General features: G+C 64.1%; 16 protein-coding genes. 8 read left to right on the top strand and 8 right to left on the bottom strand.

Annotation, left to right across the window (positions count from 1 at the left end):
• Positions 1-64 precede the first annotated feature (64 nt).
• The 3 genes from J3P85_RS15175 to J3P85_RS15165 all read right to left on the bottom strand — a co-directional run bounded on the left by J3P85_RS15175 (position 65) and on the right by J3P85_RS15165 (position 5,237).
• On the bottom strand, positions 65-2,638 hold the full coding sequence (locus J3P85_RS15175; RefSeq protein ID WP_434702208.1) for a bifunctional diguanylate cyclase/phosphodiesterase: 2,574 nt from the start codon (positions 2,636-2,638) through the stop codon (positions 65-67).
• 107 nt (positions 2,639-2,745) lie between these two features.
• Positions 2,746-3,426: a DUF2238 domain-containing protein gene (locus tag J3P85_RS15170; protein ID WP_434702207.1), complete on the bottom strand. Its 681-nt coding sequence runs from the start codon at positions 3,424-3,426 to the stop codon at positions 2,746-2,748.
• An 11-nt stretch (positions 3,427-3,437) separates the two neighbouring features.
• Positions 3,438-5,237, bottom strand: a complete 1,800-nt coding sequence (locus J3P85_RS15165; RefSeq protein WP_434702206.1) for a thiamine pyrophosphate-requiring protein — start codon at positions 5,235-5,237, stop codon at positions 3,438-3,440.
• A gap of 298 nt (positions 5,238-5,535) precedes the next feature.
• Here J3P85_RS15165 and J3P85_RS15160 point away from each other — a divergent pair, with 298 nt between their 5' ends.
• The 3 genes from J3P85_RS15160 to J3P85_RS15150 all read left to right on the top strand — a co-directional run bounded on the left by J3P85_RS15160 (position 5,536) and on the right by J3P85_RS15150 (position 7,771).
• The gene (locus J3P85_RS15160) at positions 5,536-5,922 is read left to right on the top strand and encodes an HvfA family oxazolone/thioamide-modified RiPP metallophore (RefSeq protein ID WP_434702205.1); all 387 of its coding nucleotides are present in this window, start codon (positions 5,536-5,538) and stop codon (positions 5,920-5,922) included.
• Between the two features lie 249 nt (positions 5,923-6,171).
• Positions 6,172-7,017: an HvfB family MNIO-type RiPP peptide maturase gene (locus J3P85_RS15155; protein WP_434702204.1), complete on the top strand. Its 846-nt coding sequence runs from the start codon at positions 6,172-6,174 to the stop codon at positions 7,015-7,017.
• Positions 7,010-7,771 carry an HvfC family RiPP maturation protein gene (locus J3P85_RS15150; protein ID WP_434702203.1) on the top strand — a complete coding sequence of 254 codons (762 nt, stop codon included), beginning with the start codon at positions 7,010-7,012 and terminating at the stop codon, positions 7,769-7,771. The genes J3P85_RS15155 and J3P85_RS15150 overlap by 8 nt, the downstream gene beginning before the upstream one ends.
• A gap of 112 nt (positions 7,772-7,883) precedes the next feature.
• On the opposite strand, the gene J3P85_RS15145 is transcribed toward J3P85_RS15150, so the two are convergent.
• The 4 genes from J3P85_RS15145 to J3P85_RS15130 form a co-directional block, all read right to left on the bottom strand.
• Complete coding sequence (locus J3P85_RS15145) at positions 7,884-8,378, bottom strand: HvfX family Cu-binding RiPP maturation protein (RefSeq protein WP_434702202.1); 495 nt, start codon at positions 8,376-8,378, stop codon at positions 7,884-7,886.
• 17 nt (positions 8,379-8,395) lie between these two features.
• On the bottom strand, positions 8,396-9,031 hold the full coding sequence (locus tag J3P85_RS15140; protein WP_434702201.1) for a ferric reductase-like transmembrane domain-containing protein: 636 nt from the start codon (positions 9,029-9,031) through the stop codon (positions 8,396-8,398).
• A 635-nt stretch (positions 9,032-9,666) separates the two neighbouring features.
• On the bottom strand, positions 9,667-10,977 hold the full coding sequence (locus tag J3P85_RS15135) for an ATP-binding protein (RefSeq protein WP_434702200.1): 1,311 nt from the start codon (positions 10,975-10,977) through the stop codon (positions 9,667-9,669).
• Positions 10,974-11,714, bottom strand: a complete 741-nt coding sequence (locus J3P85_RS15130; protein ID WP_003202589.1) for a response regulator — start codon at positions 11,712-11,714, stop codon at positions 10,974-10,976. The genes J3P85_RS15135 and J3P85_RS15130 overlap by 4 nt, the downstream gene beginning before the upstream one ends.
• 223 nt (positions 11,715-11,937) lie before the next feature.
• Between J3P85_RS15130 and J3P85_RS15125 the strand changes: the two genes are divergently transcribed.
• From J3P85_RS15125 to J3P85_RS15115, 3 genes are all read left to right on the top strand, one after another.
• The gene (locus J3P85_RS15125) at positions 11,938-12,201 is read left to right on the top strand and encodes a DUF2790 domain-containing protein (RefSeq protein WP_186728570.1); all 264 of its coding nucleotides are present in this window, start codon (positions 11,938-11,940) and stop codon (positions 12,199-12,201) included.
• A 46-nt stretch (positions 12,202-12,247) separates the two neighbouring features.
• Positions 12,248-13,468, top strand: a complete 1,221-nt coding sequence (locus J3P85_RS15120; RefSeq protein WP_434702199.1) for a cytochrome c biogenesis protein DipZ — start codon at positions 12,248-12,250, stop codon at positions 13,466-13,468.
• 325 nt (positions 13,469-13,793) lie between these two features.
• Positions 13,794-14,123 carry a hypothetical protein gene (locus J3P85_RS15115; protein ID WP_434702198.1) on the top strand — a complete coding sequence of 110 codons (330 nt, stop codon included), beginning with the start codon at positions 13,794-13,796 and terminating at the stop codon, positions 14,121-14,123.
• Between the two features lie 4 nt (positions 14,124-14,127).
• On the opposite strand, the gene J3P85_RS15110 is transcribed toward J3P85_RS15115, so the two are convergent.
• Positions 14,128-15,993 carry a sigma-54-dependent Fis family transcriptional regulator gene (locus tag J3P85_RS15110; RefSeq protein ID WP_434702197.1) on the bottom strand — a complete coding sequence of 622 codons (1,866 nt, stop codon included), beginning with the start codon at positions 15,991-15,993 and terminating at the stop codon, positions 14,128-14,130.
• 340 nt (positions 15,994-16,333) lie between these two features.
• Between J3P85_RS15110 and J3P85_RS15105 the strand changes: the two genes are divergently transcribed.
• Both J3P85_RS15105 and J3P85_RS15100 read left to right on the top strand, forming a co-directional pair.
• A complete protein-coding gene (locus J3P85_RS15105) occupies positions 16,334-17,407 on the top strand; it encodes an ATP-NAD kinase family protein (protein WP_434702195.1) in 1,074 nt (357 codons plus the stop codon).
• A gap of 2 nt (positions 17,408-17,409) precedes the next feature.
• The gene (locus J3P85_RS15100; protein ID WP_053119650.1) at positions 17,410-18,387 is read left to right on the top strand and encodes a thiamine pyrophosphate-dependent dehydrogenase E1 component subunit alpha; all 978 of its coding nucleotides are present in this window, start codon (positions 17,410-17,412) and stop codon (positions 18,385-18,387) included.
• The last annotated feature ends 22 nt before the right edge of the window (positions 18,388-18,409 follow it).

The following is an 18,409-nucleotide window of genomic DNA, read 5'->3' as shown; positions in this document are numbered from 1 at the left end:
TTGGGTACGACACAGGCCCCCTTTGTGGGAGCGAGCCTGCTCGCGAAAGCGGCGGAGCGGCGGGTTACAGCCATCGCGGCGTGGTGAAGAACGAGGCCATTTCCGAGCGGGGCAGTGCCGCGCCGAAATAGGGACCTTGGACATGGTCGCAGGCCACGTTGCGCAGTTGGCTGAATTGCCGGGCGTTTTCGATACCCTCGGCGGTGACCATGAGCCCGACGCTGCGGCTCAACCGGATCATCGCCAGGACACCTTCCTTGTCGTCCTCCAGGCCCAACTGCGAGAGGATGTTGCGATCGAAGCGGATGCCATCGAACGGCTGGTCCAGCACCTCCCGCAGGGAGGCGATGTTGGTGCCGAACTTATCGATGTTGATCCGCACCCCAAGATCCTTGAGCGCATGGAGGGTGGCGGCGACAGTCTTGTGGTCGGCCAGCAGCACCCCTTCGGCCACTTCCAAGGTTAACCGGTGAGGCGCCAGGCCACTCGTTTCGAGCGCTTCCTGCACCTGGTTGAGCAGGAAGCTGCTGTTGAACCACCGGGGTGAAACCGCGAGGGAGACATTGACGGCGCTCGGCCAGGTCACGGCTTCTTCACAGACGTTGATCAAGATCCAGGTGCCCAGATCTTCCAACTGCCCCGAGGTTTCGGCCACGGGGATGAAGTCGGCCCCACCCAGCTCACCCTTTTCGGGGTGGTGCCAGAAGATCTGGGCTTCGAAACCGTGCAGCTGCTCGGCGATCACGTCGAAGCGAGGCAAGTAGCGCAGTTCCAGTTGATCGTGCTGCATGGCGTTGCGCAGTTGCTGCTCGTATTGCCGCCGGTCGCGGGCCAGGTTGCCCATGGCTTCCACGTACACGCGCCAGGTGTTGCGGCCCGCCGCCTTGGCCGCATACAAGGCGATGTCGGCGTGGCGCAACAGTTCATCGGCTCGTTCGTCACCGGGCTGCGACCAGGCGACGCCGATGCTCACCCCCAGGTACAGCGTGTTGCCGTCCAGGTGCATGGGCCGTTGCATGCAGTCGATCAGTCGTGCACAGAGCTGATCAATGTCGTCGGCATCGCCGGGCTCGGGCATGACAATGACAAACTCATCACCGCCCAGGCGCGCCACCAGATCGGTGCCACGGACGTTTTGCTGGAGGATATGCGCCACTTCCCTGAGCACTTTATCGCCCACGGCATGGCCCAGGGAGTCGTTGACCGGCTTGAATCGGTCCATGTCCAGGTTCAGCAGCACCAGGGGCGGGCGATCAGGTCGATCCAGATGTTCGCGAAGGCAATCGAACAAACGGTTGCGGTTGGCCAGCCCGGTCAGCGGGTCATGCAGGGAGAGGTGCTTGATCTGGGCCAGCGCCCGCAACTCGTCGGTGATATCCGTGGCGGTGCCGCGAAAACCCAAGGTGCCGGCTTCGATGGCCCGTACCGACAGCTTGCAGGTGCGGATGCGCTGGTTGCGCGCGGTGTACTCGCACAGCAGCGGTGCCGAAGAGAGGCTGTTGGCGCCGCCGAGCAGCCATTGGGCAATCGAGATCGAGCCACCATGGGGGTGGAGCAGCCGATGCAGCGGTTTGCCGAGCCATTCCGTGGGGCTGAAGCCGGTCACTTGTTCGAAGCGTTCCGACAGGTAGGTCAGCGTCCCGGTCGAGTCGACCTCCCACAACCAGTCGGAGGAGACTTCGGCAATGTCGCGGAAACGTTCTTCGCTGCGCTCCAAAGCCTTGCGGTGAGCCAGCAGGCTGGCGTATTGGCTTTCCTGGGCGCGCAGCATCGTCAAGGCATGGCGCAGAACGGCCAGGGCCAGGATCGCCAGCACCAGTAACGCCACGGCCAGCAACGGCAGCAGGACTTTGCGCAGATCCTGGCCCGGGGTCTGCGGTCGCCACGCCAGGGCCTCTTGGGTCAGATCGTCGAGCAGCAATTGGGCGGTATCGGCGGGGCCCGGGGTCCTGGCGACATGGGCGTCGGGCAGGGCAAAATCCCGCGCCAGGTTTTCCAGGGCGCCGGGGTCCAGGACCTTGACGAAGAGCATCAGGCTGGGCGGACCGGGAATTTGCGCCACGCTGTTGTCCGTGCCAGTGGTGATGGCGGACACGGCGACGAACGCCGGGGCGTCGTCGTGGTGCAGCAGCTCGACGACCACTTCGTCGTGATTTTCCGCCGTGCTGGCTTTGTTCCGCAGTGCTCGCAGGTCGCCGGTCAGCCAGGTGTCGGCATCGACCTCGCTCATCTGGCCATCGATCACCGAATAAACGGTCTTGCCGGTCGGGGAAATGACAAACACCGCCTGGTAGCCATAGAGCGAAAACACGCTGCTGCCAACGTTTTCCTGGTCATAAGCCCATTCCTTGTCGACGTCGACATGCAGGTGCCGGTAGGCGTCGCTCCACTTGGAATAGTCGCTCAGGTCGCGGCCGATGCCGGTGCGGATCCCTTCGATGGCTCGCTGGGCGAAAAACAGGCTCTGTTCGCGGGCGCGCCGGTCCTGGGCCGCCGTGATGTTAAGCAGCACGGCGATCGCCAGTGCAGACATGACAAACAGCAGGAGCATGATGGCCGGGAACGTGCGACGGGTGAAACTACGGGTTGGCGAGCCCGGGGAAAGGACAGTCGAGTCATTGCCAGCATTTTCAGTCATAAAAAAGTCATCAGCCAAAAGCGATTTCACCCGCACCTGTCTTATATCGGCGGGTGGGCTGATTTACTTAGTCGTGTTAACGAAGCAGCCGACAGGCTGCGTTGTTGTCATGTGCGGGCCTTGAAGCGGGATGCCCATTGGAGGGCGACGTCCCGTTGGCGCAGGTAGCTGACCCCGGCGGCGGCCAGCAGGGCAATGAACGCGGCAAGCGCGGCCAAGGCCATGTCCTTCTGTGAATCCCACGGGTCCCGTTGGGCGCCGACAAAGGCCTTGGCGGTATCGCCGCCGATATAGGCACCGCCCAACCATTCAATGATCTCGTAAATGGCCGACGACGCGAGGATCAGGCTCCAGGCCAGCAAATAGCCCGTGAACCCCTTTGCAGGCACTACCCGCAGCAAAACCTCCCGCAGGGGATAGGCCAGCAGCAGGCCGTAGCTGAAATGCACCAGCCGATCGAATTGGTTGCGTTGGAACCCCATGAGCTGGTCAAGCGAAGGGCCCCCGGTCAGGGCCTGCCACCACTGGTTGTAGGGCACCTTGGCGTAGCTGTAGTGAGCGCCGATCTCATGGATGCAGAGAAACACGAACAGCAGCGTGGCGGACAGCCGGGAAAAGCTGAATCGCCGATGAACGGCCACCAGCACGACCAGCAACACAACCACCAGCAGGTTTTCCGCCAGCCAGTCGCTGCGTTTCAGGGGGGCAATGGCCAGCCAGCCCCACACCACGCAGAACGCCAGCAACAGGGATCTTTCATAGCGACGATGCAGCTCAACGGTGGGCATCGTGTCACGCCTCACTCTTTATCCGTGCGATGGCCCGGCAGCAGGCTGCTCAATACCTGCTTGGCGGTCTCCACCACGATGCCTCGCTCGTTCGGGTCGCCCTGGAGCAGGGTCGAGGCAAACTTCTTCGCCTGTTCCAGCTTGATATGCGGTGGCAGCGGCGGCACGTCGGGGTCGGTGCGAAATTCGATCAGCACCGGACGATCCGCCGCCAGCGCGGTTTCCCAGGCCGTGGCCACGTCGTCTTCGTGCAACACGAGGATGCCCTTCAAGCCAATGGATTCGGCAAACAGGTGGTAGGGCACGTCGGGAATGTCCTGGGAGGCTTCGAATTTTGGATCGCCCTCCATCACCCGTTGTTCCCATGTCACCTGGTTCAAGTCCCGATTGTTGAACACTGCACAGATCCAGGTGCCGTTGGCCCAGGTGCGCCAGTATTTGGCGACGGTGATCAGCTCGGCCATGTTGTTCATCTGCATGGCACCATCGCCTACCAGGGCGATCACTGGCCGCTGCGGGTGGCAGAACTTCGCCGCGATGGCGTAGGGCACGGCGGCGCCCATTGACGCCAGGCCACCCGACAGCGAACACATCATGCCGCGCCGGATCTTCAGGTCGCGGGCGTACCAATTGGCGCAGGAGCCCGAATCGCAGGTGATGATGGCCTGCTCTGGCAGTCGCGGCGACAGCTCGAAGGTGACTCGCTGCGGGTTGATCGGTTTGGCGGCTACCAAGGCGCGTTTTTCCAGGGTGCGCTCCCAGCGTTCCCGCCAATGCTCGATTTTCTTGCGCCAGGTGCGGTCGGTCTTTTCTTCGATCAGCGGCAGCAGGGCGCGCAAGGTATCGACGCTGTCGCCGTGCAGGCTGACTTCCATGGGATACCGCAGGCTGAGCATGTCCGCTTGAATGTCGATCTGCACGCCCCGGGCCTGGCCTTCAGGGGGCAGGAACTCGGCGTAGGGGAAGCCGGAGCCGATCATCAGCAGCGTGTCGCAGCCGGCCATCAGGTTGTCGCTGGGCTCGGTGCCAAGCAGGCCGATGGTGCCGGTGACCCAGGGCAGGTCATCGGGCACGGCGGCCTTGCCCAGCAATGCCTTGGCCACACCGGCGCCGAGCTTCTCGGCGATGGCGATGACTTCGTCGGTGGCGTGCAGCGCGCCGGCACCGACCAGGATGGCGACTTTCTTGCCGGCATTGAGCACCTCGGCAGCTTTGCGCAAGTCCTCTTCGTAGGGGACGACGCTGGGCTTGCGGTAGCCGACGCCGGAGTGAACGGTCCCATGCTTGTGGCGTGGCGCGGTGTATTCCATGTCCTGGAGGTCGTTCGGCAGGATCAGCGCCGTGACCCGGCGCTCACCCACTGCCGTGCGTACGGCGCGGTCGAGCAGGTGACGCACCTGGGCGGGCACGCTGGCTTGCTGCACGAACGCCCCGGCCACGTCCTTGAACAGGCTGACCAGGTCCAGTTCCTGCTGGTAATGCCCGCCCAGCGCGGCGCGGGCTTGCTGGCCGCTGATGGCGAGCACCGGCATGTGGTCCATTCGGGCATCGTAGAGGCCGGTCACCAAGTGGGACGCGCCGGGTCCGGAAGTGGCGATGCAGACCCCCAGTTCGCCGGTGAACTTGGCGTGGGCGCAGGCCATGAACGCGGCCATTTCCTCGTGGCGGGCCTGGATGAAGCGGATTTTTCCCTGGGCGCGGTTCAAGGCGCCAAACACGCCGTTGATGCCATCGCCCGGATAGCCATAGATACGGCGAACCCCCCATTCATAAAGACGTTCCACCAGGAAATCACCGACGGTCATGCTCATGTCTGTCCCTCGTTTCGGGCCGCGGTCGCTCGGCGCGACGTGCAGCGGTTGACGTTCATACAGGACTTGACCGGTGCACGCCGTCCAAGGTTTCGATTTTTTCAACGCCAGGGGCTGTGGCCGGGCGGGCGTGTATCGCAGTGTGTACCGCGCAGGCCCGGATACATCTGCTTGACGAAGGACCGGGCCGGCGACACAGGCCGGATACACACCGTCGATTAACTACGCCAGCCAGCCGGCCCCGAGCCTCGGTGCCGGTGACTGGCGGATTAATCGTCAATCGTCAGAGGAATACCCCATGCTCAACTTCTCCCGTCATTCATCCCTTGCACTTGGCCTGGCTCTGGTCGGTGGCCTGGGTCTCTCCACGGCGGCTTCGGCCTTGACCATGAACGACCTGGCCCAGGGCTACACCCTGGCGGCCGCCGATACGGTGAAGAAACCCGCCGAAGGCAAGTGCGGCGAAGACAAGTTCGCCAAGACCGATAAGAACCACGATGGCCAGGTCTCGCGGGACGAATTCATCGCCGCCGCGCCGGAACGCGCCGTTGAGTTCGACAAGATCGACGCCAACCACGACGGCGGTATCTCGTTGCCGGAAGCCAAGCAATACCTGTCGGCCCAGGCGAAGACCGCGGAAGGCAAATGTGGCGAAGGCAAGTGCGGGGCGGCTATCGAGTCCTGATTCGCCCCCGGTGGTGAGCCTGATGCGTTGATGCCAGCCCACTGAAGCGGCGTCGAACAAAGGCCCCGTGGCGAGGGAGCTTGCTCCCGCTGGACCGGTCCGACGCTTCGGGCGTAGCAGGCCCAAAAAAACTGGGGCCGCTGCGCGACCCAGCGGGAGCAAGCTCCCTCGCCACGGGTATTCGGTTTCCATCATGGGGTTGATCGTTCCATGAGGCTCACCACATCTCGTTTCCCCAGGAGATGTGCCATGTTGAATCTACCCCAACCCTCGGCAGGCCTCGGCCTGCGCCGGGCCTTGCTCGCTGAGCTGCGCCAGGCACCGCCCGGGGATTTCGACTTTCTTGAAGTCGCTCCAGAAAACTGGATCGGCATCGGCGGCCCCCATGGCGCCGCCTTGCATTCCCTGGCCGAACGTTATCCGTTGACGTGCCATGGCCTGTCGTTGTCCCTCGGTGGGCCGGCGCCGCTGGACCTGGCGTTTCTCGGCCAGGTGCGTGCTTTCCTCGAGCGTTTCAAGGTGCCGTTGTACAGCGAGCACTTGAGCTACTGCGGCGACGAGGGGCATTTGTATGACTTGTTGCCGCTGCCCTTCACCGAGGAAGCGGTCCATCACGTGGCGACGAGGATCCGCCAGGCCCAGGATGTGCTGGGACGCCGCCTGGCGGTGGAAAACGTCTCTTATTACGCCGCCGCCCAACAGGACATGAGCGAGCTGGAATTCACCCGGGCGGTGTTGCGCGAAGCCGATTGCGACCTGTTGCTGGACGTCAATAACGTCTACGTCAACTCGGTCAATCATGGCTTCGATCCCCAGGCATTCCTGGCGGGTCTTGAGCCGGGGCGGGTGGTCGCGATGCATGTGGCCGGGCATTACGACGAGTCCGACACGCTGAAAATCGACAGCCATGGCGCGCCGGTCAAGCCGGTGGTCTGGGCGCTGCTGGCCCAGGCTTATGCACGTTTCGGCGTACAGCCGACCTTGCTCGAACGGGACTTCAACTTCCCGCCTTACGCCGCCCTGGTGGCCGAACTGCAGACGATTCGCCAGTTACAGCACCAGGCCGGCACCTGGCGGGCGGTGACCCATGGCTGAGGCTCGGCAGACGCTGCATCAGCAGCAACAGGCGCTGACCCGCTACCTGCGCGACCCGGATCACTGCCCGATCCCGTCCGGCATGGACGCGGCACGGGCCCAGGTGTATCGCGACCTGATCTTCGAGAACATGCGGGCGCTGCTCAGCGGCACCTTTCCCGTGTTGGTGAACCTGCTGGGACAGGACCCTTGGCGTGCCTGCGTGCGCCGATTCCTGCGTGAACATCGCTGTGCCACGCCCAAGTTCGGTGAAATCGCCGAGGAATTCGTTGGCTATCTTGCAGGCCATCCCTCGCTGGACTGGCCGCCGTTCGTGGCGGAGCTGGCGCACTACGAGTGGGTCGAGATGGCGCTGCTGCAATCCGAGGCCGAGCCGTTGCCGGCCCATGACGAGACGTCCTTGCTCGGCTCGCCGCTGCGTGTCTCGCCCTTGGCCTGGCCGCTGGCGTACCAATGGCCGGTGCATCGCCTGGCGCCGAGTTATCAGCCCTCGATACCACCGGCGCAGCCGACGCTGCTGCTGGTGCGGCGAACGCCTGGGTTCGAGGTGCGTTTTTCCGAACTCAGCCCGTTGGCCTGGCGGCTTTTGCAGCGCATCGAGGCCTATCCAGGGTTGACGGGGCGAGGGCAGCTGCTGGCGCTGGCGCGGGAGGCGGGGGTGGATTCGGCAGCATTCATGGACAGCGCGGTGGCGCTGTTGCGGCGGATGCAGGAGGAAGGGGTTGTTGGCGTACAGCCACACCTCGCCAATTAACCCCAAACCCTTGTGGGAGCGAGCTTGCTCGCGATGACGGTACATCAGTCACTGTTGAAGTCGACTGACCCACTGCCATCGCGAGCAAGCTCGCTCCCACAAGGGGTTTTTGTCAGGCCTTGTTTCGGCGATTCAGCACCGCATCCACACTCAACTTCCCAGCCCCTTGCAACAGCAACGGCAGCAAGGCCACCAGGTAGATCAACGGCAGCTTGAAGTTGCCGTGTCCCTTGTTGGTAATCGCATAACCCTGGGCCAGCTCGCTCAAGCTCCACCAGTCAGTCGGCCAGTGCACGGCAGCGGTCGCCACCACGGTGACGACGATCAGCACCAGGGCCGAGAGGCGAGTACCCAAGCCGATCAACAGGGCGATGGCGCCGATCAGCTCGGCCCACATCGCCAGTTCCCAGTTCCATTGGGCCGGCACATGGTTGAACGGGAACGGGAAGGCAGACTGGATCTCGGCGAACCAGTTCGCGCCGTTCCATTTCTCCAGGCCGGATTCGAAGAACTCCCAAGCCAGGAACAAGCGCAGGCCCAGCGGCGCCAGCCATGCCCCGAGGTTCTCGAGCGGGGTATGCAGTGTATTCAAGGTATTTGCGTACATGATCGATCCCCCTGGGCTCAAGCCGCGTGTTGCGGCCGTTGGCGACGCTGGGTGGCCTGGGCCAGCTTGCCCACCAGGCGGACGGCGGTGGCGGCGCAGATCAGGCCGAAGGGCAGCACGTACCAGTCGCTCATGGGGATGCGTTTGAAGTTGGAATAGGCAAAGATCGCCGCCAGCACCCACATGCCGGTGACATGCAGGCGCTTCCAGGCCTTGAAACCGATCAGGCGCGTGGTGCTTTTGAACGAGGTCAGCGCCAGCAGCAGGATGAACACATAGCCCACGGTGCCGGGCACGTTGCCGAGAGTGGTGCGGCCGGGCCAGAACTCGGTATTGAGCTGGCCGTAGGTGTAAATCAGCACGGCGTGGACCAGGTGGGAAAAGGCAAAGGCCAGTCCGATGAAGCGTCGTTCACGCACCAGCGCCCGGCTCAGGGGCGAGGGCACCAGCACCGCGAATGCCGAGGCGGTGAAGGCCAGCAGGAACAGGATGAACGACGAACGCGCCGTGGCGCGAATGGCGCTGCGCACGCCTTCGGTCAGGTCCGGGTTGAGTATCAGGATCAACCCGGTCATCAACAGCATCAGGGCGGCGAGCAGGCTGAACAGCGACCAGCCTTGGTAACGAAAGGGGGATGCGGTAGGGGTAGGCATGTAAAGGCTCCTTGGATGTCGAGGGCCCGGTCGTGATAGTCGCCGGGGATGGGAGGGAGTCTTTCAAGCCGGTGTAAGCGGGGTGTGTCCGCGGCGCAGCATTGTGCAAGTTCGTGTATGCCGATCATCCGCAGACACACTGGTATACAAACCTCTATCGCGAGCAGGCTCGCTCCCACAGGGGAACAGGGCAAGGCACCCCTATTTGCAACGCCACAGAGCGGTATGGGAGCGGGCTTGCTCGCGAAGGCGTCGGGTCAGCTGAATGGATGCTGGCTGACACACCGCAATCGCGAGCAAGCTCGCTCCCACAGGGGGATCTGGGTAATGCACCCCTATTTGCAACGCCACAGAGCAGTGTGGGAGCGAGCTTGCTCGCGAAGGCGTCAGGTCGGTTGAGTGATGCTGGCTGACACACCGCAATCGCGAGCAAGCTCGCTCCCACAGGGGAACTGGGTGAGGCACCCTTATTTGCAGCGCTACAGAACGGTGTGGGAGCGAGCTTGCTCGCGAAGGCGTCAGGTCGGTTGAGTGATGCTGGCTGACACACCGCAATCGCGAGCAGGCTCGCTCCCACAGGGGAGTTTGGGTAAGGCACCCCTATTTGCAGCGCCCCAGAGCAGTGTGGGGCAGTGTCAGCTTGTGAGTGCCAGGCGCAGCTCGGCGCAGAGGCCGCCGCCGTCGCGGTTGCTCAGGGTCAGTGAGCCGCCCATGGCGATCGCCAGTTGCTGGGCGATGGCCAAGCCTAGGCCGGTGCCGCCGGTCTCCCGGTTGCGCGAGCTTTCCACCCGGTAGAACGGCTTGAGCACTTCGGCCAGTTCCTGCTCGCTGATCCCGGGGCCACGGTCCAGTACCTGGATCGCCAATTGCCCGTTGTCGGCCGGTTGCACCTGGATCTGCGCCGCGCCGCCGAATTTCAAGGCGTTGTCCACCAGGTTGATCAGTACCCGCCGCAGGGCATGGGGACGGGTGTCGATGACGGCGGCGTTTTTTCCGGACAGTTGCACGTCCTTGCCGGTGTCCTGGTAGTCGAACACCAGACTGTCGAGGAACGCGTCCAGGCTGATCCGGCAACTGGCCTCGGTGGCGCCGTGGATGCTGCGGGCATAGGCCACGCCTTCACGCACCAGGTGCTCCATTTCGCTCAAGTCGCTCCACAGCTTGTCCCTTTCGATCCCTTCGTCCATGAATTCGGCGCGCAGCTTCATGCGCGTGATGGGGGTCTGCAAGTCATGGGAAATAGCCGCCAGCAACTGCATGCGCTCCTTGAGGTAGGCGGCGATGCGGTCTTGCATGGCGTTGAAGGCCTTGGCCGCATGCACCACTTCGGTCGGGCCTTTTTCGTCCAGGCGCACGCTATGGGCGTTCGGGTCGAGGGTTTCCACCGCCTGGGCCAGTCGGGTCAAGGGACCTACGGCGATGCGCACGGCCAGCCAGGTGCAGCCGATCAACAGTGCCAACTGCCCCAGCAATACCATTGGCAGCCAAGGGGAGAGGGGCGCCATCGCCGGGCGTACGTCGATGGTCAGCGGGCTGCCGTCCCCCAGCCGCAGATGCGCCTGGTAGTGCATGTTCGGCCCGGGAATCTGCTTGAAGGTCAGGCCATAGGCCTGGCCGATGGCTTCCTGGATCGAACTGACCGAGATCGGCGCGTCGGCCAGGTCCATCGGTTGGCCGGGCTGGCCTTCGTCGAGCAAATAGCCATAGTTGCGCCGGGCGAGTTTCGGTAGCCAGGCCTGGCGTTCGGCGGCAGGCAGGCGGTCGAGAATCGCCACGGAGGTCGAGACGTCGGTCTCCAGGTTGCCGAGCATGGTCGACTTGGCGCTCTGGTAGCGCTCGTAGTACTGGACGCCGAAAGACAGGCCCTGGGCCAGGATCAGGCCGATCAGGAAGATCAGCGACAGCCTCGAGGCCAGGGTCCGCGGCCAGCGCAGCGGCAGGCTCATACCGACGCCTCGAGGATCTCCACCGGCAGCGAGAACACGTAGCCTTCGCTGCGCACGGTCTTGATGTAGGCCGGTTCCCGGGCATCGTCCAGCAGGCGCTGGCGCAGGCGGCTGACCAGTAGATCGATGGAGCGATCGAACAGGTCGGCGTCCCGGCCCTGGGTGAGGTTAAGCAACTGGTCGCGGTTGAGTACCCGTTGCGGATGATCGAGGAACACCCGCAACAACCGATACTCGGCGCCGCTCAAGGCAACCATGGTGCCGTCGGTGTCCAGCAGGTGGCGGGCGGTGGTGTCCAGGCGCCAGCGTCCGAACGCCAGCAGGCGACCGCTTTCGGTGACCACCAGGTTGGGCGGCAACATGCGGGTGCGGCGCAGCACGGCGTTGATCCGCGCCAGCAGCTCCCGGGCGGCGAACGGCTTGACCAGGTAATCGTCGGCGCCCATTTCCAGGCCGATGATGCGGTCGGTTTCGTCGTTGCGGGCGGTGAGCATCAGCACCGGCGTGGCCTTGTGCTTGCCGGCACGCAATTCCCGGCACAGCACCAGGCCGTCGTCGCCGGGCATCATGATGTCCAGCACGATCAGGTCCACCGGGGTGGTTTCGAGGAAGGCGCGCATCTGCCGGCCATCGGCGACAACGGTGGTGCGCAGGCCATTCTTCTTCAGGTAGTTGCCAACCAGCTCTCTGATCTCGCGATCGTCATCCACTATCAGCACGTGATCGACATGATCCATGGTGTCCCGCTCCTCGGCGTTTCGTTGTGAGCAGTCTACAGGCCCCGGCCAGCGCGGCTCGTGGCGGTTTGTATTGCAGTGTATCTGGCGCCCGGCGGATACACAGCGATGCAAAAAGCCACCTGGCTCGATACAGACGCGATACCTGCGGGGCATTCAATGGCATCCATCGAGGCACACAACAGGCCTCGGCAGATAACCCCCATTGAATCGAGGAGTCGCCATGAACACCAAAGCCGTCTACGCCGCCTGCCTTTTCGCCGCGCTGAACATCTGCACCCTGTCGGCCCGGGCCGAAAGCAACGTGCAACCGCACACCTACACCTACGGCAGCCACCTGGACATCCAGAAGGTGCTTTCCCTCACCGAAGACACCGAGCCGACCTGCGGCGTGGTCAACGCCCACATGACCTACCTGGATTCGGCAGGCCACCAGCAGGCGCTGGACTACCGCAAGTTTTCCGATCACTGCAGCAACCAGAACTGACCTGCTTTTGTGGGTCTATGTAGGCCTTTTATTTTGAGGTGTTGCCATGCTTCTTATCGCTTTTCTCGGCGGGGTCCTGACGATCCTCAGCCCCTGCATTCTTCCGGTGGTGCCGTTTCTGTTCGCCCGGGCCAATCGTTCCCGCAGCTCGGTGCTGCTGACCCTCGGCGGCATGGTGTTGACGTTCGCCCTGGTCTCCAGCCTGGCGGTGGTCAGCAGCGAATGGGTGGTGCGCGCCAGCAGCGTCGGTCGGCAAGTCGCGTTGGTGGTGATGGGGGTGTTCGCCCTGTCGTTGATCTTCAGCCGGGTTGGCATCTGGCTGGCGCGGCCGCTGGTCAACCTGGGCAATCGCCTGGACGCTGGGGCCGGGCGGATGGCCGGGCCGGTGGGCTCGGTGATGATCGGCGTTGCAACCGGGTTGCTCTGGGCACCGTGCGCCGGGCCGATACTCGGGGTAATCCTGACCGGCGCCATGCTGCAAGGCGCCAGCGCGCAAACCAGCCTGTTGCTGCTCGCTTACGGCCTGGGCAGTGCCCTGTCCCTGGGCACGCTGATCCTGGCCGGGCGTGGCCTGGTCGGGCGCCTGAAGCTCTCGCTGCCGATGACCACTTGGTTGCGCCGTGGAACGGGGCTGGCGGTGTTGCTGGCGGCCGTGGCGATTGGCACAGGGGCGGATGACCGCTTGTTGGCGGCGACTTCCTCCCAACAGTCCACCAGCCTGGAAAAAAGCCTGCTGGAGAACGTGCCCAAGGCCATCGACTACGTGGTGAGCAAGGCCGGCGCCAGTGCCATGCCGACCCTCGACGCCCAGGGCCCCATGCCTGCGCTGGACGGTGCGGTGCAATGGCTGAACTCGCCGCCGCTGAGCAGCGAGTCGCTGCGGGGCAAGGTGGTGCTGGTGGACTTCTGGACCTACGACTGCATCAACTGCCAGCACACCTTGCCCTATGTGAACGGCTGGGCGAAGAAGTATGAAAAGGATGGGCTGGTGGTGATCGGCGTCCACACCCCGGAATACGGCTACGAGAAGATCATCGATAACGTCCGCGATCAGGTGCGCAAGCTGGACATCCACTATCCGGTGGCGATCGACAATCAGTATGCAATCTGGCGCGCCTTCAACAATCAATACTGGCCGGCCCATTACTTCATCGATGCCAAGGGGCAGGTGCGCTACAGCCATTTTGGTGAAGGGCGTTATGGCGAGCAGGAGCAGGTGATCCAGCAGTTGTTGGAGGAGGCGAAGGTTAGCGGAACTGCTTACTAAAACGTTTAATTTCAATTTGTTGAGATTGTCTTCTCTAGTTGTTTCTAGTTGGCTGCGCCACTTGTGGACCAATGTCGCAGATGGCGAAGGCACCCCCTGTGGCGAGGGAGCTTGCTCCCGCTGGGCTGCGAAGCGGCCCCAAAAAGCCACGACGGACCCGGTGTGTCAGGCAAATACAGGGGGGCCGCTGCGCGGCCCAGCGGGAGCAAGCTCCCTCGCCACAATGGATCGCATGCGGATTCGAGAATGGCCTGCAAATGCTGGCCCCTTGCTCATTTACATACAGTCAAACTTCTTTCCTTTCAGAAAGTTGGGCGACAAACCTATGCGTATTTCTATGTGGGTCGTAGCGACGTTTCTCTTGGCCGCCGTCTCGCTCGAGGCCCAGGCCAAGGCGCTGTCGCAGAACCAGCAATCAGTGTGCCGCTGGGGTTCGGATATCGCGGCGGGGGCGCAGGCGTCGAAGCTGTCTGGCGTCAGCCTGTACGGCGCACGCAAGAAGCTGCAGGTGCGCAAGTTTCCCCGGCCCTGGATGCGCATGACCGCCCTGGGCATTACCGAGCAGACCTACAACAGCGCTTCGCGTCTCAAACCCGCGGCGGTCAAACAGACCTACTACGAGCAATGTGTCCGTCATGAGCTGGCGCGCCGCTAGGTGCTCAGGCGGGGCTGCGGCCTGGCATTTCGATGCCATGTTGATGCACCCGTCGATACAGGGTCGCCCGGGAAATGCCCAGGGCCCGGGCGGCGGCGGTGGGTTTCCAGCGGTGGCGCACCAAGGCATCGAGCAACGCCTGGCGTTCCGGGCTGGCGCTCGGCTCCGGCCCCTGATCGACGGCGTGAGTGCAGTGCAACGACTCGGGCAAGTGGCTGACTTGGATAACGCTGGCTTCGCACACCGCGCACGCATAGCGCAGCACATGGCGCAACTGGCGGACATTGCCCGGCCAGTGATAGCCGAGCAGGGTTTCCAGGGCGGCGACGCTCAACTGCACGGTTCCCCCGCACAACGCCGACTCCTCGGCAAGGATCCGATTGATCAGCGCCAGCCGGTCGCTGCGGTCACGTAACGGCGGTAGCTGGAAACGCGCGCCGCCGAGACGGAAATACAAATCCTCGCGAAACTCCCCGGCAGCCACCAGGGTCTCCAGGTCGCGGTGGGTGGCGCAGATCACCTGAATGTCGACGGCCTTGCGCCGGGATGCGCCCAGCGGTGCCACCTCACCCTCGGCCAGTACCCGCAGCAGGCGGGTCTGCAAGGCCAGCGGCATGTCGCCGATCTCATCCAGGAACAAGGTGCCGCCATCGGCCTGTTGCACCAGGCCCTGCATGCCTTTGGCCGAGGCGCCGGTGAACGCCCCGGCGACGTAGCCGAACAATTCGCTTTCGATCAGGCTTTCGGGAATGGCCGCGCAGTTCAGCGCCACGAAAGGGCGCTCGCGGCGCTGGCTGGCCTGGTGCAGCTGGCGGGCGAAGACTTCCTTGCCGGCACCGGTTTCGCCCTGGATCAGCACCGGCAGGTTGCGATCCTTGACCCGCACCGCCAGGCGCAGGCTGTCGGCCAGGCGCGGATCGATTTCCAACGGGGTCATCGCCACCCGCGAACGTGAACTGGCCCGCTGGCGAGGGGCGCTCAAGCGTCCGTGCAGGGCGTGATCGAACAAGCAGAGGCTTTCGTCCCGGGCACGGTGCAGCCGTTGCTGCTCGAACACCTGGCCGATGTGTTGCGGCACCTGCCCGTACTGTTGCAGCAGGTACTGGCGGGCAGCCGGGTTCAAGGCTTGCAGGCAACCGTCGTCATCCCAGGCGAACAGGAAGTCCGGCTGGCTGTCGACGTAGCCGGGGTTGCGATGGGCCCGCAGCACCCAGTAGCCCTGGGCGCTGCTCATGAAAAACGCCTGTTCGATCTCCCGGGCGCTCTGTACCACCATTTGCCGGATCAGGTGCTGCGAGCGGCGATCATCCGGCGAGCGCACCGCCGAGACGTCCAGCACCCCGAGCAATTCACCCTGGGGGTCGAAGACCGGCGCGGCGGAGCAGGTCAGGCCAATGAACGCCGCGCGGAAATGGTCGCGCTTGTGCACCGTCACCGGGGCTTTGGCCGTGAGCACCGCCGCCACGCCACACGTGCCTTCTTCGCCCTCCGACCAACAGGTGCCCAGGTACAGCCCGGCCTTGCGGCAGTCATTGCGGATCGAGGTTTCCACCCGGTAGTCGATGGTCTGCCCCTGGGCATCGGTCAGCAGTACGCAATAGTCGGCGTCGCGTACCCGGCCATGGAGGCGGGCCACTTCTTCGCTGGCGATGTTGAGGAACAGCTCGGAGCGCTCGCGGCATTGCTTGAGCACGTCCTGGGAGAGGATGCGCGGGCCCTGCAGCGAACCCGGGTCCAGGTGATGTTGCTCCAGGGAACGGCGCCAGGAGTCGAGGATCAGGTCCGGGACGGGCAATTGTGGCAATTGGTTCGCGTTTTTCACCACGCGGCTGACGCAATCCACGTGCGCCCGGGAGTGAGCGGAAAGCATGGGGCCTCCGATTCAGCTTCTTGTCGTTGTGCGCACATTAAGCGCCGTTCGCCGGGTGCAGACAAGCTCGACGGGTTGTCCGGGTGGCATGAGACGCCACGTCTCAGTGTCTCGCCGCAACCTCGTGCAGGCTGACATGGGGCGTCTCACCGGGGCTCGGTCCGCTGCTTCGTCAATCAGCTCGGGACCGCTCTGGTTCGGCCTTCTTGCAGGTTTGTCCCTCAACTGGCACCGCCCTTGCTCTGTCCCTGGAGCCCGCCCGACGGGCCTCCAATAATAACAACGAGGTGTCTATGTCTTCCTGCCCAGGCCGTTTGCCCGCACCGTCCACGGTGGCGCCATGAGCCGCCGACCCCTGACCGTGGGCATCATCGCCAACCCCGCCTCGGGCCGCGACGTGCGACGCCTGACCGCCAATGCCGGGCTGTTTTCCAGCACCGACAAGGTTTCGGTGATCCAGCGCCTGCTGGCCGCGTTCGGCGCCACCGGCATCGAACAGGTGTTGATGCCCACCGACATGATCGGCATGGCCGCCGCCGTGCTGAGGAACAGCCATAGCCGCCAGGCCCGCAGCAGCCACTGGCCGGCCCTGGAATTCCTCGACCTGACCCTGCGCCAGACCGTCGAAGACACCCGCCGGGCCGCGCGCCTGATGGCCGAGCGCGAGGTGGCGCTGATCGCCGTGCTCGGAGGCGATGGCACCCACAAGGCGGTGGCCGCCGAAGTCGGCGACATTCCTTTGCTGACCCTGTCCACCGGCACCAACAACGCCTTTCCCGAGCTGCGCGAGGCCACCAGTGCCGGGCTGGCCGGTGGGTTGTACGCCAGCGGCCGGATCCCGGACGCGATCGGTTTGCGCCGCAACAAGCGCTTGCTGGTCTGCGACGCCGGGCGTGGCTTGCGCGAAGTCGCCCTGGTGGACGTCGCCGTGTCGCCGCTGCGTTTTGTCGGCGCCCGGGCCATCAGCCGTGCACAGGACCTGGCCGAAGTCTTCGTGACCTTCGCCGAACCGCAATCCATTGGCCTGTCGGCGTTGTGCGGCTTGTGGTTCCCGGTGTCCCGCCAGGCACCGGGCGGGGCCTGGATGCGCCTGGACCCGCAATCCCCCGAAGCGCTGCTGGTGCCGCTCGCCCCGGGCCTGTTGCAAGGCTGTGGGGTGCTCGCCGCCGGCCCTTTGGAACCCGGCGTCGCCCATGGCTTGTCACTGTCCAGCGGCACCTTGGCCCTGGATGGCGAACGGGAAATCGAATTCAACGCCCACGACCGGCCCACCGTCACCCTCGATGCCGGCGGTCCGCTGAGCATCGACGTCAACGCGGTGTTGGCCTACGCCGCGCAACAACGCTTGTTGGCCATCGGCCGCGAGCACCCGCAACACCCTCTGAATCTTCAAGAAGACACCCCAGGAGAATAAAAATGTCGACACCGCTCACCCACGATCAACTGCTGCACGCCTACCAGGTGATGCGCACCATTCGCGCCTTTGAAGAGCGCCTGCACGTGGAGTTCGCCACGGGCGAGATCCCCGGTTTCGTCCACTTGTATGCCGGCGAAGAAGCGTCGGCCGCCGGCGTCATGGCCCACCTGGGCGATGACGATTGCATCGCCTCCAACCACCGTGGCCACGGCCATTGCATCGCCAAGGGCGTGGACGTCTACGGGATGATGGCCGAGATCTACGGCAAGAAAACCGGCGTGTGCCAGGGCAAGGGTGGCTCGATGCACATCGCCGATTTCGAGAAAGGCATGCTCGGCGCCAACGGCATCGTCGGCGCCGGCGCGCCACTGGTGGTCGGCGCGGCTTTGGCGGCCCGGCTCAAGGGCACCGACAGCGTCGCCGTGGTGTTTTTCGGCGACGGCGGCTCCAACGAAGGCGCGGTGTTCGAAGCCATGAACATGGCCTCGGTGTGGAACTTGCCGTGCCTGTTCATCGCCGAAAACAACGGCTACGCCGAAGCCACTGCTTCCAACTGGTCGGTGGCCTGCGATCACATCGCCGACCGTGCCGCCGGCTTCGGCATGCCCGGCGTGACGGTGGACGGCTTTGACTTCTTTGCCGTGCACGAAGCCGCCGGAGCCGCTGTCGAACGCGCCCGTGCCGGGGAAGGACCGTCGCTGATCGAGGTCAAGCTGACCCGCTACTACGGCCACTTCGAAGGCGACGCCCAGACCTATCGCGCACCGGACGAGGTCAAGCATTTCCGCGAAAACCAGGACTGCCTGATGCAGTTTCGCGAGCGCACCACCCGGGCCGGTTTGCTCACCGTCGAGCAGTTGGACCAGATCGACAAGGAAGTGGACCTGCTGATTGAAAACGCCGTGTACAAGGCCAAGTCCGATCCCAAGCCCTCTGCAGCGGACCTGCTGACCGACGTCTACGTCAGCTATCCCTGAACGCCCTCCTAAAACAAGAACA

It is taken from the genome of Pseudomonas sp. Z1-12 (assembly GCF_051132015.1).
Taxonomy (GTDB): Bacteria; Pseudomonadota; Gammaproteobacteria; order Pseudomonadales; family Pseudomonadaceae; genus Aquipseudomonas; species Aquipseudomonas zanjanensis.
The sequence above is the reverse complement of the archived record's forward strand: the minus strand, read 5'-3'. Positions and strand labels throughout refer to the sequence as shown.